Source organism: Rhizobium sp. SYY.PMSO (genome assembly GCF_046840415.1).
Taxonomy (GTDB): Bacteria; Pseudomonadota; Alphaproteobacteria; order Rhizobiales; family Rhizobiaceae; genus Rhizobium.
In genome coordinates this window covers 1,850,996-1,866,827 of sequence record NZ_CP177349.1, presented here as the reverse complement: position 1 = coordinate 1,866,827, position 15,832 = coordinate 1,850,996, and the positions used below count along the sequence as shown (strand labels likewise).

Here is a 15,832-nt window from a genome sequence, read left to right as displayed (position 1 = left end):
ATGAAATATCTCATTCTGCTTCTGAACGTCCTTGGCTTCTGGCTGATGGCGGATGCGGCGCATGCCGAACCGATCAGCCTGGCGATCACCTCGATTGCGGGCTTCTTCAGCTCGATCGGCGCCATCGGCAAACTGGTGCTGACCGTTGCCATCAATATCGGCCTGTCGCTGGTGGAGAAGGCACTGGCGAAGAAGGATCAGCCGCAGCCGGCCGGAACCAAGCTCGAGATCAGTATGGGGGACGATCACCCCATGTCCTTCATCATCGGCAGCTACGCGACCGCCGGCAAGCGCAAATATGCCGGCACCTGGGGAGACGACGGCAAGACGCCGAATGCCTATTTCACTGACGTCATCGAGATCGGCAGCCTGCCAAATCGTGCCGGTGAACGCGGCCTGACCAGCGTCTGGATCGACGACCAGAAGGTCGGCGTGCTATGGGAAGAGCCGCATCCCGACGGCCGCGGCTTCCCGGTGCTGCAATATCGCGCCAATGGCAAGGACTACCTCTGGATCAAGTTTCTCGACGGCACGCAAACGAGCCCCGATCCGTTCCTGACCGCCAAATTCGGCAGCCACGCCGAACGGCCGTGGAAGCCGACCATGATCGGCCGCGGCTGCCAGGTCGTCATCCTCACCTCGCGCTACAATACCGATCTCTTCTCCGGCGTGCCCTCCGGCCTCTTCGAGCCGCATCCGCTGCCGCTGTACGACATCCGCAAGGATTCTTCGGTCGGCGGCAATGGGGTGCAGCGCTGGAGCGATCCGTCCACCTGGCAGCCCAGCACCAACCCGGCGGTCATGATCTACAATCTCGCCCGCGGCGTCTATTACGGGGCGGAATGGGTCTATGGCGGCCAGAACATCGGCGCTTTCTGCCTGCCGGCAACGAACTGGATCGCTGCGGCCAATGCCTGCGATGCATCCGTCAAGCTCGACGACGGCAGCAGCGAGCCGGCCTTCCGCGCCGGCTATGACGTTCAGTGCGATCAGGAGCCGCTCGATGCCGTTTCCGAACTGCTGAAGGGCTGCAACGGCCGCATGGCCGAGGTCGGCGGCATCTTCAAGATGCTCATAGGCACGCCGGGCGCTGCGGTCTACTCCTTCTCGGATGACGATATCATCGTCACCGAGGAGCAGGATTTCCAGCCGTTTCCTTCGCTGTCTGCAACCTACAACGCCATCGAGGCCACTTATCCCGAGCCGGCGGAAAAGTGGGCAACCAAGGATGCTCCCGGGCGCTACAACACCGACCTTGAGGCACAGGACGGCAATCGCCGTCTGCCCGCGCAGATTCAGTTGCTGGCCGTGCCTTTCGCCAATCAGGTACAGCGCGTCGGCCTGGCGATGATCCAGGATTATCGCCGCTTTCGGGTACACCAGGTCTCGCTGCCGCCGGACGCCTATCCGCTGGAGCCGAACGACGTCGTCTCCTGGTCTTCGGTGCGCAACGGCTATGAAGAGAAGAAATTTCTGGTCGTCAAGGTGGAGCCGCAGCCCAATTTCCTCATCGTCGTCACGCTGAAGGAAGTGGACCCCGCCGACTACGATTGGCATGCGGGCTTACAATTGCCCACTGCTATCGGCTGGCTCGGCCCGATAACGCCCCCGTCGCAGCCGATGATCGGCTGGACCGTGGAGCCGTCAACCATCAAGGACTCCGGCGGCATCGATCGTCGTCCGGCGATCAAGGTCAGCTGCGCGCCGGATCTCGACGATGTGAGAGGCGTCTGGGTGCAGGTGCGTCTCAAGGATACTGGCGACGTTGTTTTCGACAGCGACAGCAATCCCTATGCATCTCCCTATTCGTGGCTGATCTCCGGTCAATGGACGTTACCCAACACGGACTACGAAGCGCGTGGTCGCTATCTCCCGGAATCCAACCGGGCTACGGACTGGTCGGCCTGGCTGACGGTAAAAACACCGAACGTTCTCATTCAGGCGGCCGACGTTCTCGATGGCGCGATCATCCAGTCCAAGATCGCCGCCGCCGCAGTGTCGGCCGCGAAGATCATGGACGCGGCCGTCAGCAATCTGAAGCTCGCCGATCAGGCGGTTTCGACCGCAAAGCTTCAGGTGGCTGCGGTTACGGCCGACGTGCTGGCCAGCGGTGCCGTCATTTCCACAAAGCTTGCCGATAGTGCGGTGACGGCCGCCAAGCTCGCCCAGGGCGTGGTCGATGCGACCAAGCTCGCTTCGGGCATCAAGGCCGTCGAGGTCGTCTCGGCTCTGCCGTCGACTGGCAATGTCGAAGGGCGGCAGGTATTTCTAACGACGGACGGCAAGCTTTATCGCTACCACAACAACGCATGGACGACTGCCGTCGCCTCGGCCGATATCAACGGCACGCTGACCGACGCCCAGATTGCCGCTGTGGCCGCCTCCAAGGTCACCGGTCAGCTGACCGACGCTCAGATCGCCGCCGTCGCAGCCGCCAAGGTCACCGGCACGCTGGTTTCCTCGCAGATCGCTGACGCCGCCGTCACGAATTCGAAGCTTGCTGCGTTAGCGGTGGATGTCACGAAACTTGCCGACGCCTCGGTTACGGCGGCGAAGATCGCCGATGCGGCCGTGTCGACCACGAAATTCGCCAACGGCATCCGGCCAGTCGAGATCGTTGCCGCGCTGCCGACGACGGGCAACATCGAAGGGCGGACGGTCTATCTGACGACTGACGACAAGCTCTATCGCTACACCGGCAGCGCCTGGACGTCTGCCACGCCGGCAGCCGATATCACCGGTCAGCTGTCCGATGCGCAGATCGCCGCCGTCGCTGCCGCCAAGGTCACCGGTACGCTGGTTTCCTCGCAGATCGCTGACGCCGCCGTCACGAATTCGAAGCTTGCCGCGTTAGCGGTGGATGCGACGAAGCTTGCCGACGCCTCGGTCACGGCGGCGAAGATCGCCGATGCGGCCGTTTCGACCACGAAATTCGCCAACGGCATCCGGCCAGTCGAGATCGTTGCCACGCTGCCGACGATGGGTAACATCGAAGGGCGGACGGTCTATCTGACGACCGACGACAAGCTCTATCGCTACACCGGCAGCGCCTGGACGTCCGCCACGCCTTCGACCGATATCACCGGTCAGCTGACCGATGCGCAGATCGCCGCGGTCGCGGCCGCCAAGGTCACCGGCCAAATCACCAGCACGCAAATCACGGATGGCGCGATCTCGACGCCGAAGCTTGCTGCCGGTGCCGTTACCGCCAACGAGCTGGCCGCCAATTCCGTCGTTGCCGCCAAGATCGCAGCCAACGCGATCGTCGCGGCGGCAATCTCGGCCGGCGCTGTCACCACGAACGCGATCGCAGCCGGAGCCGTCACCACATCCCAGATCGCGGCCAATACGATTACGGCCGGTCAGATCGCGGCCGGCGCGATCGGTGCGACGCAGATCGCTGCAGATGCCGTCACGACAGCCAAGATCGCGGCCGGCGCTGTCACTGCCAGCGAGCTTGCCGCCAACGCGGTTACGGCTGGCAAGATTGCCGCAAACGCCATCGTTGCAACGAACATCGCGGCCGGTGCCATCACCGCCGACAAGATGGTTTTGGCGGATTTCACCAACCGTTGCGAAAACCCGAACTTCGGCGAGGGCGATGTCGGCTGGGTCAAGGCGGCGGGCGTGACGATCGTCAATGATCCGGCGAATGCCTACGCCGGCAACTGGTATATGAACTTCAGCAGTGCTACGGGTACAGGCATCACCCGCAACAACAACGTTTTTCCCGTTAATCCGGGTGAGCAATATTTCCTTCAGGCGTTCGTCAAGGCGACCGGCGCCCCAGATCGTTCTCTTGGATTCCGTATCCGTTATGAAGCGGCAGACAAGAGCACCGGCGTTGCAAGTGGCACTATCGCCATCCCGACTACGGTCGGTGCGACCTACACCGAGTTTAGCGCCGCCTTTACGGTCCCTGCCAATGCTGTCTACGCCTGGGTCGATTTTACGATCTCGCCCTACGCGATCTCGACCGGCAGCTATCAGGTCGGTTTCGTCTCCTGCCAGCGGCGCAATACCGGCAATCTGATAGTTGATGGCGCAATCACGGCTGTAAAAATTGCCGCCAACGCAGTCACCGCCGCTTCCATCGCTGCCGGCGCGGTGACGGCAACCACGATCGCTTCCGGTGCCATTACCGCCGAGAAGATCGCTGCCAACACGATCACGGCCGGCCAGATTGCTGCCGGTGCGATCGGCGCGACACAGATCGCTGCCGATGCCGTCACGACGGCAAAGATCGCCGCTGGCGCTGTGACGACAAGCGAGCTTGCCGCTAACGCCATCACGGCCGGGAAGATCGCAGCCAATGCCGTTGTCGCCGGCAATGTCGCGGCCAATGCGATCACGGCGCGTGAGCTGATCCTTCAGGATTGGGAAAACCTCGTTCCCGACAATCAGTTGCAATCGCCCGCGTCGTGGTCGTCGTTAAACAGTTCAGTCGTCAACCCATCGACCACACAAGCCTTCACCAGCAAGGGAGCGATCGACTACACTTATGTCGCGGGAGCTGGCTATCTGCAGATCCTGCAAAGCCAACCGTTCGCGATTGTTTCGGGTCAACCCTATCTTGCGTCCGCCCAGGCCATCAGGACGTCAGGAACGATGTATGGCCTTTGGCTGCGCATCCATTGGCTCGATGCCAGCGGCAACCTTCTAAGCCCCGATACATATGTCACGGTCGTTTCCTACGGGACAGCGGGCGGCGGCACTGCGGCTGGAATGCAGACATTTTCCGCGGAAATCACCCCGCCAGCTGCGGCTTATGGTGCGATCGTCAGAGGCTATATCCAGCGCGATTACACAGACGGCAATGTCTCCATCGGCGGGATCAGCTTCCTCCGAAAGGCAACGGCCAATCTGATCGTTGATGGCACCATCACTGGCGCAAAGATCGCCGCTACAACGATCACGGCGGCCCAGATCGCTGCGGGCGCCATTACCGCAACCCAGCTTGCGGCCGGCGCTGTTACGACAGCGAAGATCGCTTCCGGGGCGATTACGACGGTCACGATCGCGGCCGGCGCTGTCACCGCCAACGAGCTTGCGGCCAATGCTGTGACCGCTGGCAAGATCGCGGCGAACGCCGTCACGGCCGGCACGATCGCGGCCGGCGCGGTTTCGGCAGCACAGATCGCTGCCGGTGCCATCACGGCAGACAAGCTTGCCTCCAATTCGGTGACGACGAATGCTCTGGCAGTAGGGTCGGGCGAGAACCTGCTTCAGAACGCCAACTTCGCTGCAGGGACGGACTGCTGGAATTATGTGCTTGGCGGCGGTTCCGGTGCGGTTACATTCGCACTTCGCCAGCCTCCCGCTTCTTGGTCCGGTGCGGCACAGCCCACGCTGATGGTGGACAAGGAAAGCGGGCCGGACACCGGATCGACCTATGTCGACGTTCGCTGGATGCGGCCGGATGCGGCATCCCTGACCGTCGCCAACCTCAAATATGGGGTTCCTTGCACAGCGGGAGAGTCGTTCGAGGCTACCGCTTATATTGCAGCTCATCGGTGCGTTTGCGAATTGCGCATCGAATGGAGAGACGCGACCGGGACTGTCCTCGGCTATTCCTCCGCTGATACCAACAATGCCGTCCAATCGAGTTCGACGGACCCTGATGCATGGCCCCGCCTGCGGGCCGTTGGCGTAGCTCCGGCCAATGCTGTCTGCGCCGGCATTCATATCCGCAAGCGAGATACCAACACCGGGCAGACGACCAGCTACATGTTCGTCAACAAGCCGATGCTGTGCCGCATCCCGGCCGGCGCGACTGAGCCGACGCCCTGGAGCGATGGTGGCGTCGTCTTGATCACGCCGAATGGTATCGTCGCCAATGCAGTAACTGCAGACAATATCGCCGCCAACGCTATCACGGCCGGGAAGATTGCCGCCAATGCGGTAACGGCCGGCACGATCGCGGCCGGCGCTGTCACCGCCACGACGATCGCGGCTGGAACGATCACAGGCGACAAGCTTGCCGCCAATACCATCGGTGCAGACCAGATCGCCGCCAATGCCATCACGGCCAAGCAGCTTGTCCTGACCGATTTCAGCAACATGGCCGACAACGGCTGGCAGACCGGCACGCTCGACGGCTGGGTGATCCAGAACCAACAGAATTTTTATAACGATACGTCTTCCGGCGATGTCGCAGGTTGGATTCTTCAGTCAAATGGGCGAGACCTTGCGCGATCCAACTATGTTGCGGTATCCGCGGGTGAAACCTACGCATTCGATGTCTGGGTTTACAACACCGATCCCGGTAACGCGAACGTCTACGCCGGGCTTTTGACGCCAGCAGGTGTATGGAGTCCGCTGAACGTTCCCGGTGCTACGACCTCCGTGAAGAATACATGGGTGCGCCTACAGGGACGCGTCACTATCCCAAGTGGCTACGCCAAAGCCTCGATGCTGCTCCAAGTCGACAAAACGGCAGGGACCGGTGGCACCTCCTACTGGTCTAAGCCCGTTATGCGCCGCGCGGTCTCGGCCGAGCTGATCGTGGATGGTGCCATCACCGCGAACAAGATCGCTGCGAATGCCGTAACGGCCGCGCAGATCGCTGCAGGCGCAGTCACTACCGACAAGCTGATCCTGGGCGGCGTCACTTACGACAAGATTGCTTCCGGCGCTGTGACCGCCGTCTCGGCCGGCCGGAATGCTGGCGGGCAGACTATCGGGTCGGATCAGACCGTTAATTTGGCAGCCTGCGGCATCACCGTCGAGGGCGATGGCCGTGTGATGATCAGCGCGATGACGCTAGGTCAATACAACAAAAACGGCAACAGCCAAAACGCCCAACCGATTGGCTGCAACATCTTCCGCGATGGGACGGCTATCTTCAGCCAGACTTATTATCTCGGTGTTGTGCAGACCATTGTCGCTAACGGCAGTGGCGGAAATGGCGGCTCGAACTCCTACACCTATACGGCCGGCATGGTTGCGGTGCCTGCGCTCTACCATGCGCCCGGCGCGGGATATCACACCTACACGCTGCAAATTTACTGCCCAAACAACACGATTGCCTGGAATGAAAGCAACATCATCGCGACCGCGTTCAAGAGGTAAGACCATGACGCCGACAATCGTCCATTACATCATCTTCGCTACCGATGGCTGCATCCGCCAAAGCGGGCATTGCGACCGGGGAACGCTCCCTAAACTGGCTACTCTCTTCGGTGACGGTTACGCGGTCATGGAGGTGCCGGAGGCACAATATCGGCTGGATATCGACGCGATTTCCTATGTGCTTGACGGCGCGATCGTGCCGAAGTCCGTCGCGCTGGATGTCACCGAATTCACCATTCGGGCCGATGGCGTGGAACGGGTACAGTTTGCCGTCCCGGCCGGCACCTCTGTCGTTCATGTCGGCGCGGTCGTCGCCATAGAGGACAATGTCTTCGAGTTCACGACCGACGTTCCCGGCGATCACCGGGTTCCCTTCATCGCTCCGGCTCCCTTCCGCCATTTCGAGGTCACCATCCATGCTGTTTAGCGTGTCCGCAGATCCCGTTCTGGAGCGCGTCCAGGCGCAGGCCGACATTGATCGTCAGGTTGGTCAGGCCCGCGCACTCTTCATCACACTCACCCCAGGCCAGGAGGCCGTCTATGCCGTGAAGCTTGCCGAGGCGCAGCGGATCGCGGCCGACTGGCATAATGTGCCCGAGGGCGAGACGCCGCATATCGCGGCCGAGGCCGCCGAAGATGGCGTTAGCCGCTTTGAAAAGGCCGTCGAAATTCTAACGCGCGACCAGCACTGGAAGGTCGGCGCACAGATGATCGAAGCGATCCGCCGATCGGCGAATGCCGCTCTCGCCGCCGCCAAAACCGCTCCCGAAATCCGCGCCGCTACGGTCATCGATTGGCAGGCCGTCCGCGCGTATGCCCAAGCCTAACAAAGGAAAGGACTACCATGTATCGCATAGACAGCATGTATGAACCGATGGTCGAGGCGCTGCTTTCGGCTCGATCGGAGAACAAGGCCGATCGCTGGATGGCGTGTGCCGCCTTCTGGCTCGGCCGCCAGCAGATCTACAATGTGCCGGATTACTGGCTCGCTCTTGCCGCCAAGATCACCTCCGGACTGGACACCGCCGACAAGGACGCGATCCTTGACCAGCTCAGCAACAAGGAAGCCGCTTTGGTCAGCTCGGCCGAGGATTGGCCGGAAACGCCGGAAAGCCTTCTGAGCGTTGTCGCCGGCTGGTCTCCCGAGCCGGCCCCTGTCGATCTTTACGCCTACGCCGCTTCCAAGCGTTACGCCATCGAAACGGGCGGCATCGTCATCAACGGCATGTCGATCACCACCGATCGGGCGAGCCAGTCCATGATTACCGGAGCCTACAGCTATGTGCAGGCCAACCCGACCGTCACCGTGAAGTTCAAAACGGCGGCCGGCTTTGTCGAGCTGACGGCCGAGCAAATGACGGCAGTCGCCAATGCGGTTGGCGCACATGTCCAGGCAAGCTTTGCTGCAGAGGGCGAAGTCACCAGCCAGATCGTCGCGGGCACCATCACCGCCAAGGCCGAAATCGATGCTTTCGCTTGGCCGTCCAATGCTCAGGGAGAATCGTGATGTCCAGCCACGTCAACTCCCTGAAGAAGCAAATCGAGCAGTTGCAAGATGAAGTCGAGCGCTACGCCAATGCCGTCGATCGTCTGGCCGCAGAGCTCGTCGAGAAAGAAGCTCAACTAAGCGCTGCTATGGCGCCTGTCGAGAACGATACGGCAGAAATGACTTCATTCCGCGAAGCGGAACATGAAGCCGGCAATACGGCCTGATAAGGGTGCGGGAACCGCTTTCGATTTAGATGGCTTGAATAGGGAAACCAGTTTGGCCCCGGCTATGAAGGCGGTTCTCGCCGAATAGCGTTTGTCGGCAAACGCTGCATCCGTATCCGGCAACCTTATATCTTATAAATTTGGATGAAGCTTATGGACCACGAGACGTTCTTCTCGGCGGTACGCACGTCATTGTTTGGCGGTCGACTGTCGACAAATCAGGTCAAGGGCATGGAGGCGATCTTGATCGCATGGGCAGCGACGCCCTTCGATCCTCGTTGGCTGGCTTACATGCTGGCCACGGTCTATCATGAAACCGGGAAAACCATGTGTGCCATCACGGAAAACCTGAACTACTCGGCGGCGGGGTTGCGTGACGTATTCCCGAAATATTTCAGTATCGGAGAGGCGCGCGCTTTCTGTCGCCAGCCGCGACGGATTGCCAACCGCGCCTATGCAAACCGAATGGGAAACGGGGATGAAGGCAGCGATGACGGTTGGCGCTATCGTGGCCGTGGTCTCGTGCAGATAACCGGACGGGAGAATTACGACAAGTACGGCATCGTCGATGATCCGGATATGGCTCTTGATCCATCCAAAGCCACTGAAATCCTCTTTGACGGCATGATCAACGGCCGGTTCACCGGCAAGAGGCTTGCCGACTACTTCAATGCGACCGTTTCTGACTGGATCGGCGCGCGTAAAATCATAAACGGCACTGATCGGGCGCTCGACATTGCCGGCATCGCCAAGAAGTTCATCGCGGCGATTGAGCAGGCTCGATAGATTTTCCCGAGATCGAAAAAAGCATGGCGCTGGCGATATCCGGCGTCGGCGATGTCCCATTCATTCACGTGAATTTCCAAGAACGCACGAATATTGCGACATCGCGCTCTTGACCTATACCTATCAGTTCAAAAGGAAACCGGATGTTCAATACGAACACATTGCACAATGTCCTCAACGTTTTGATTGCGTTATCGGCATTGCTGATTGCGATTCTTCTGGCGGCGGGCTGCACGCAGCTTGGCGATGGCATGTTGGAATGTTCGCAATCTTCCATCAGTCCAGGTTTCGCCGCTGTCGCCGTTGCTGCCTTGAGCACGCTAAAAATCACGATCAATATCATGCGTGACGGTATTGCCGGATTGATAAAGCCACAGCCGCCCGTCGAAAAATGAGACCGCCCTCCTTTGAAGGCGTCGCAAGTTGATTTGCGATATTCCCGTAGCCCGGATTTGATCGAGAGAAGCCATGACGATACACGAATTTCTGGATGCCTTGGGCATCAAAGTCGGCGTCGTCATCGCTGGTCTGTCCGGTGGGATTCTGCGTGGCCTATCCAGGCGCCGATATACGACGCGGGAGATTGTCGCGTCGCCCATCTGTGGTGCGCTCGCGGCAACCTATCTGACCGAACCGGCGCTCTTTTATCTGCGTGCCGTCAATTGGCCCTTGCCGCAAAAAGATATCGCAGCCATGAACGCCACGGCGTTCGTTGTCGGTGTATGTGCAATGTGGATCGCCGATCTGGTCTTTGACGCCATTTCCAGATGGGTCAAAGGCGGTCATGAAACGCCGTGACCGGCTGCTATCTGCTTCTGCTAAATGGAAGATGGCCGGAGGTATCAATCCGTTGCATGTTTTTGATTGATATCGCCATGGAGCAGCCTATTTGTTGACCGACTTGCGGCCTACAAGAATGGGGAAGCCTTATGGTTGATCTGTCGGAGCGTTTTGCGGTTTCAACTTGGTCCTTGCACCGCGCACTCGGCTTCACTTATCCCTATAAGCCCGCGGATCGCGAACCTCCGACCCGTCAGCCGACTTACGGGGAGGGGATGATCGAACTCATCGACGTACCGCAGCAATGCGCGGATCGCGGTCTGTCTCGGCTTGAGATCTGCTCCTTTCATCTACCGAGCCTCCTTCCGGGCTTTCTTGCCGATTTTCGTGGGGCGGCCCAAAGGGCCGGTGTGAAAGTTCAGACGCTTCTGGTCGAAGACGGCGATCTCAGTAATCCGGAAACAGCCCAGCGCGACGCCGACTGGATGGCCGATTGGCTCGATATTGCCGTGGCTCTCGGAGCCGAAAATATGCGCGTGATTGCCGGAAAGGCTCAGCCGACGGACGCAGCGTTAACACGGGCGGAAACTCACTTGCGCCGGCTCGCTGAATTGGCTGCAGCGGCCGGAGTGCGTCTCGTGATAGAAAATTGGTTCGATCTCCTGCCGGGGCCGGCGGAGGTCAACCGAGTTCTCGATGCATTGGGTGGTGAAGTCGGTCTTAACGGGGATTTCGGGAACTGGGAACGCGCCGGCAAATACGACGATCTTGCAAAAATCATGGGGCGTGCCGAGCTTTGCCACGCAAAAGGGCATTATTCGGGAGCCGGTCTCGACGTGGAGGACTATGCTCGTTGCGTCACGCTATCCAATTTCGCGGGTTATACAGGTCCTTTTACGCTGATCTATGACTCCACGTACCATGCGGACGAATGGTCCGGCATACTTGAAGAACGGGACTGTATCGCTGCTGTCCTGAAAAACGGGGCGCTGCCGGATCATAGTTTTCTATAATCGAAACTGCAGCTATGCCTTTGTCTGGCAATGGCATAAGTGCGGGCGGGCTGCTTGTCCTATCGTCAATGGAACTCGTGGTCATGCAGGGCGCCAAGAAGCCGATCCTGTGTTTGATAGCCGGCATTGTAAAGATCGATGGCTAGATTGGCTGCGGACAGGCCTTCCTGGCTTTGCAGTCTTATGCTGCGTTCGGCGCACCAGGCGAAAAGCGCGCCTGCAAGGACGTCAATATCGTCAGGGTAGAGCGGCGCGTTGACCATCATAGACATTCGCTACACCATTCATTGTTGGAGCTGATACCGGGTAGGGTGAAGCGAACACTGCTTGGGCTGTAGAAATTTGCAACTGCGTTCGTCGCGCGACGTTAACGGCAGCCTCTTGTAGAGCATTGAGGTGTCCCTTAATGCAACAATGGTTCTTTTCGAGACCTCATTGCAGATTTTGCTGCGCGCCGGGTTGGGCCGCTGGATGCGTGAGCCCATCCCTCGTGCCGCGTGGCACGACAAGCAAAAGGGCGCCGAGCGTAATCGCCAGCGCCACCAAAAGGGATAGAACGAGCCTGGGCCTGGAAGGCATCATTGGTGAAGTGGCTGCGATGCCCTGACAGCGGCTTCTATCAATTCCTCGGCATATGAAAGTGCCGATGCCGTGTCTTCTCCATCAAGCTTCAATTCTCTGCATTTGTGATGCATGGCGCGACGAATTTGTGCCAGTAGAACGGCGTCGATATCGACTTCGCCGTCTTCGAAGACGTGCGACAACGCCGATTGAGCAACAATCTCCAGAACTGCAACCCGGCCCTCGATTTCACCGAGGGAAGGTATTGCATTCCTCTTCACATGCTGTTTGCAATCGCGATGGGTAGTAAGCATTTCGGTCACCTCCTTCACGAAAGAGGATAACGACCGAGACGAAAAAAAGTTCAGTCATATTGGTAAAAAAGCAGTCCGTTAGAACTGTCTCATTGTTATAATTCTCTATGACCGGCGTTTTTTCGGCTATCTGTCATTTCATCGGGCAAAGTTTGGGGTCCGATAATACATCGACGCAGTATGGCGAGCGACGAAAATCGTCATAATATAGTGTCCATGTCGTAGTATCAGCGGCGCGATAGGGGCCGAATTTGAAATATTGATTCTTTCCAAGTCCGTGGTCCGCGTGTCCAATATGACCGGTTACCGTGGAAATCCATTTGTTGTTGGCGAATATTTCAATGTGACCCGAGCCATCCGGGCCGGGTTTGCTATAAATGGCGAAATCTATCCAGCCTGATGCTGGCGTCGGCAGCGTGTTCCCGCGATTGATTACCTTGATCGCGCTGGTGCAGCCGCTGAATTCTTTGCCGTCATTCTCGCTCCAGCTATCGTCTGTCGCCACCAGCGCGCGCATTTGATTGGCGTCCTGACGGAACCAGACCGGAGTTTCGCCGTCACCACAGGCCTTACTGTCGCTGGCGGACTTTTGCTTCTCGACAGGCGCGACATAGTTGGTTTCAACCGTCGCAAACAGTTTGCCATTGTTGAGCCGCAACGCCAGGAAGGGACTGAAGTCGCCCTTGGCATTTGGCCCGATTTCCCGTTTCCATTGTGCGATGAGATAACGGTGATCGCCTGAAGGGATGGGATCTGCGAATTTCACCGCAAAGCCATACCAAACCCCCTGATCGTAGGGGACACGATACTTGGTACGTTCCCAGATTTCCGCCCTTTCGCTGCAATTTTCTTTATCCGGCGGGCAAAAAGGTTTGACGCTAAGCTTCAACGCCCCGGAGCCGGTGCGCTTCACTTCCGATTGAAATTCGATCGTTCCTGCCTTCTGCTCGAAGTTGTCGCGATAATAAAGATGTCCGGATGGAGCAAAATCCGTGCCGTCGAAACCGTCACGCAGCACCAATTGACCCGGATTGTCCGCCAGAGCCGGCGTTGCGGCGCAGGTGCAGGCCAGGATGGCGGGCAGTGCGTATTTTGCTTTCATGCTGGACTATTCCTGTCGCGGGTCATTCATCGAGCCTAATCAATGACCTGTTCGCCTCCAGCAAGCAAGCGGAAGCAGCATCGCGCGAGCCACTTTGAGAATGCCCATGGCAATCCCAGTCAGATCCAGCGATCGCAGCCTGATAGCGTTGTTGTCGATTTTGCAATCACAGATGCGCGTTGGGCGCTTGCTGTCAGGATCCAGAAGCATAGTTGGCTGCAGCGGATTACGTTTGGTAGACGGGAACTCGGAGCTGGCGGGCGGCGAGCCGTTCAAGGTGCTTGTGGTATTCCACGGTCTTCTATCGAGGCGAAGGCTTCCAGGTGTACGACCGGGCGATCGGCCAGACGTGGCAGCTCGGTTTCGAAGTGCCCAAGAGATGGGTGGACAAATCACTTCCTCCGCGTTTGATAGGGCGATCCATTTCTAGGGAAGGTTTTCCATGACGATCGACCAGGACCTCATTCGTATCGCGCTCCAGGAAGAAACGCTGCGCTTCGACGCCTTCGACCTTTCGACCGCCTGGGTGCTGGGCAAGCTGCTGCACGACCTTGCCAGCGAGCGCAATTTGGGCGTTGCCATCGATATTACACTGCATTCGATGCCGGTTTTCTATATAGCCTTGCCCGGCTCCACTCCCGACAATGCCAATTGGATACGCCGGAAGCGCAACATGGTCCTGCGTTACTTCCGCAGCAGCTACGCCAGCACCTTGCGGCTGCAGCAGCAAAATAAGACGATCGAGGACAACGGGCTTTCAAATGCGGATTATGCCGCGTCGGGCGGCAGCTTCCCCATTTTCGTTAACGGCACGGGATGCATTGGCGCAGTCACGGTTTCGGGCCTCCCTCAGCGTGAGGACCACAAGCTTGTCGTCGAGGCTCTGGCTCTGACGCTGGGCCACGAGCTTCACAATCTCAGCCTCGCATAGACGGCCGCGGCGGCGCCGGGCTTTGAGCCGGCGCCGCCGCCAATCTCATATTTTTCCGCCTGCCTCGGCAATGACCTTAGTCAGGCTACCGGTTGCCGGGAAAAGGGGGATAAGGCAGGCCTGCAAGGCGTGATAGATATCACCCTTGCCTGGGAATAGCGTATGAGCGGGGACAAGATCCTCCGTCAGCTCTTCGTGCCAGCCTCCATTTGCACGGTCTACGAAGGATCGGCCGATCACACTCCAGATCTTGCGATAACTCTCTTCATGAAAATCGCTCGGGACGTGTTCGTTCAAATAATGTGCCGCACCGGCGCCTTCGCACGCAGGCCACCAGAGCTTGTTGCGCTTTGCCGGTATATCTTCCCAGTCGAGCGTATAGAAGAAGCCGCCTTTGTCGCTGTCCCAGCCCAGAGACATGGATTGCGAGAAGAGGCCCTTGGCCGCGTCCGGCATCCAATCGTGACGCCTTTCCCCAAGAGACCAAAGCTGCAGGATCAGGCGCGCCCACTCCAGCCAGTGCCCCGGCGTGGTGCCAGACGGGCGGAACATCTCGTTGCCGCGATAATTTTTGTCCAGCTCCCAATCGGCATTGAAGTGTTCGGCGACACGCCAGCCAACGGAGCCTGCCGAGCGGCGAATGACGAGATCGGCAATGCTTTCCGCTTTTTCGAGATAGGCCTTTTCGCCGGTTGCTTCGAAAGCCGCCATCAGCGCTTCCGTCAGGTGCATGTTTGAGTTCTGGCCGCGATAGGTGCCGCCTTCGATCGGCGACCAGTCCCGATTGAACTCCTCGGCGATTGCCCCATGCTTTTCTTCCCAGAACTTGGTATTCAGAATTTCCGTAACATCGGCGAGCATGCCATCAGCCAGCGGGTGGCCGATCGTCTTTGCGGAGGAGGCGGCAAGCAGCACGAAGGCATGGCCATAGCCCTGCTTGCTGGAATCGACCGGGCCGTCATTGTTCAGCGACCAGAGATAACCGCCGTGTTTCTTGTCGCGATGATGGTTCCATAGATAGTCCATGCCATGATCGACGATCTCATTCGCGCCGGGACGCCCGAGCAGCGATGCGATCGAGAAGCAATGCACCATGCGGGCCGTCGAGTGAATGCCGCGTACCGGATTGGCCGCATCCAGCGGCTTGCCGACGTCGTCCATGTCGTAGAAGCCGCCGCTCGGATTGACGGCGCGGTACTGGAAGAAATCAAAAAGCGAGCCGGCCTGATCGAGCAGCCAATGCCGATGGTAGGCACGCGTGCTCCAGTTTCCAAGCGTCGCGGGTTCAACCTGTATGTTCATGCCATCCTCCGTGGATTCTGTTCCTGAAGCCCTATAACGCCGCTCGAAAGCGCTGTCATGGCGTTACGAATGAAACTGTGTGTTCGGCCTCGCATTGTCCATGGCCGGATCGGAAACCAAGGCTGCTGCGGTTATTTTTCCGAAGGACGTTCAAACTGTAGAAGCATCTCTCTTGCAGCAGGGCGGACTAAAGAATAGATATGTTGACATAAAGATATCTTTATGTGATCTGATTGCGGAGTCGTAATCAGGCCAGAGG

14 protein-coding genes are annotated in these 15,832 nt (G+C 58.8%); 10 read left to right on the top strand and 4 right to left on the bottom strand.

The window, feature by feature from the left end; all coding sequences use genetic code 11:
* From ACJJVH_RS08980 to ACJJVH_RS08940, 9 genes are all read left to right on the top strand, one after another.
* On the top strand, positions 1-7,071 hold the full coding sequence (locus ACJJVH_RS08980) for a hypothetical protein (protein WP_412065114.1): 7,071 nt from the start codon (positions 1-3) through the stop codon (positions 7,069-7,071).
* A gap of 4 nt (positions 7,072-7,075) precedes the next feature.
* Complete coding sequence (locus ACJJVH_RS08975) at positions 7,076-7,498, top strand: hypothetical protein (protein WP_113502222.1); 423 nt, start codon at positions 7,076-7,078, stop codon at positions 7,496-7,498.
* Positions 7,488-7,898: a hypothetical protein gene (locus tag ACJJVH_RS08970; RefSeq protein WP_113385839.1), complete on the top strand. Its 411-nt coding sequence runs from the start codon at positions 7,488-7,490 to the stop codon at positions 7,896-7,898. The genes ACJJVH_RS08975 and ACJJVH_RS08970 overlap by 11 nt, the downstream gene beginning before the upstream one ends.
* A gap of 17 nt (positions 7,899-7,915) precedes the next feature.
* Positions 7,916-8,578: a DUF4376 domain-containing protein gene (locus tag ACJJVH_RS08965; protein WP_412065113.1), complete on the top strand. Its 663-nt coding sequence runs from the start codon at positions 7,916-7,918 to the stop codon at positions 8,576-8,578.
* Positions 8,578-8,784, top strand: a complete 207-nt coding sequence (locus ACJJVH_RS08960) for a hypothetical protein (protein ID WP_112804020.1) — start codon at positions 8,578-8,580, stop codon at positions 8,782-8,784. The genes ACJJVH_RS08965 and ACJJVH_RS08960 overlap by 1 nt, the downstream gene beginning before the upstream one ends.
* 153 nt (positions 8,785-8,937) lie before the next feature.
* Positions 8,938-9,570: a hypothetical protein gene (locus ACJJVH_RS08955; RefSeq protein ID WP_113392226.1), complete on the top strand. Its 633-nt coding sequence runs from the start codon at positions 8,938-8,940 to the stop codon at positions 9,568-9,570.
* Between the two features lie 143 nt (positions 9,571-9,713).
* Complete coding sequence (locus tag ACJJVH_RS08950; RefSeq protein WP_113369668.1) at positions 9,714-9,965, top strand: hypothetical protein; 252 nt, start codon at positions 9,714-9,716, stop codon at positions 9,963-9,965.
* A 73-nt stretch (positions 9,966-10,038) separates the two neighbouring features.
* The gene (locus tag ACJJVH_RS08945) at positions 10,039-10,368 is read left to right on the top strand and encodes a hypothetical protein (protein ID WP_113392224.1); all 330 of its coding nucleotides are present in this window, start codon (positions 10,039-10,041) and stop codon (positions 10,366-10,368) included.
* Positions 10,369-10,499: 131 nt separating this feature from the next.
* Positions 10,500-11,363: a sugar phosphate isomerase/epimerase family protein gene (locus ACJJVH_RS08940; protein ID WP_412065112.1), complete on the top strand. Its 864-nt coding sequence runs from the start codon at positions 10,500-10,502 to the stop codon at positions 11,361-11,363.
* 65 nt (positions 11,364-11,428) lie between these two features.
* On the opposite strand, the gene ACJJVH_RS08935 is transcribed toward ACJJVH_RS08940, so the two are convergent.
* The 3 genes from ACJJVH_RS08935 to ACJJVH_RS08925 form a co-directional block, all read right to left on the bottom strand.
* Positions 11,429-11,635, bottom strand: a complete 207-nt coding sequence (locus ACJJVH_RS08935) for a hypothetical protein (RefSeq protein ID WP_113369671.1) — start codon at positions 11,633-11,635, stop codon at positions 11,429-11,431.
* Between the two features lie 306 nt (positions 11,636-11,941).
* Positions 11,942-12,238, bottom strand: coding sequence for a hypothetical protein (locus ACJJVH_RS08930; protein ID WP_112804030.1), 297 nt, complete (start codon positions 12,236-12,238; stop codon positions 11,942-11,944).
* Between the two features lie 133 nt (positions 12,239-12,371).
* Positions 12,372-13,340: a polysaccharide lyase gene (locus tag ACJJVH_RS08925; protein ID WP_412065111.1), complete on the bottom strand. Its 969-nt coding sequence runs from the start codon at positions 13,338-13,340 to the stop codon at positions 12,372-12,374.
* Positions 13,341-13,782: 442 nt separating this feature from the next.
* On the opposite strand from ACJJVH_RS08925, the gene ACJJVH_RS08920 reads away from it, so the two are divergent.
* Positions 13,783-14,271 carry a heme-degrading domain-containing protein gene (locus ACJJVH_RS08920; RefSeq protein WP_113356612.1) on the top strand — a complete coding sequence of 163 codons (489 nt, stop codon included), beginning with the start codon at positions 13,783-13,785 and terminating at the stop codon, positions 14,269-14,271.
* Between the two features lie 45 nt (positions 14,272-14,316).
* On the opposite strand, the gene ACJJVH_RS08915 is transcribed toward ACJJVH_RS08920, so the two are convergent.
* Entirely contained in the window at positions 14,317-15,573 is a 1,257-nt protein-coding gene (locus tag ACJJVH_RS08915) for an AGE family epimerase/isomerase (protein WP_113369673.1), read from the bottom strand.
* Between the last annotated feature and the right edge of the window lie 259 nt (positions 15,574-15,832).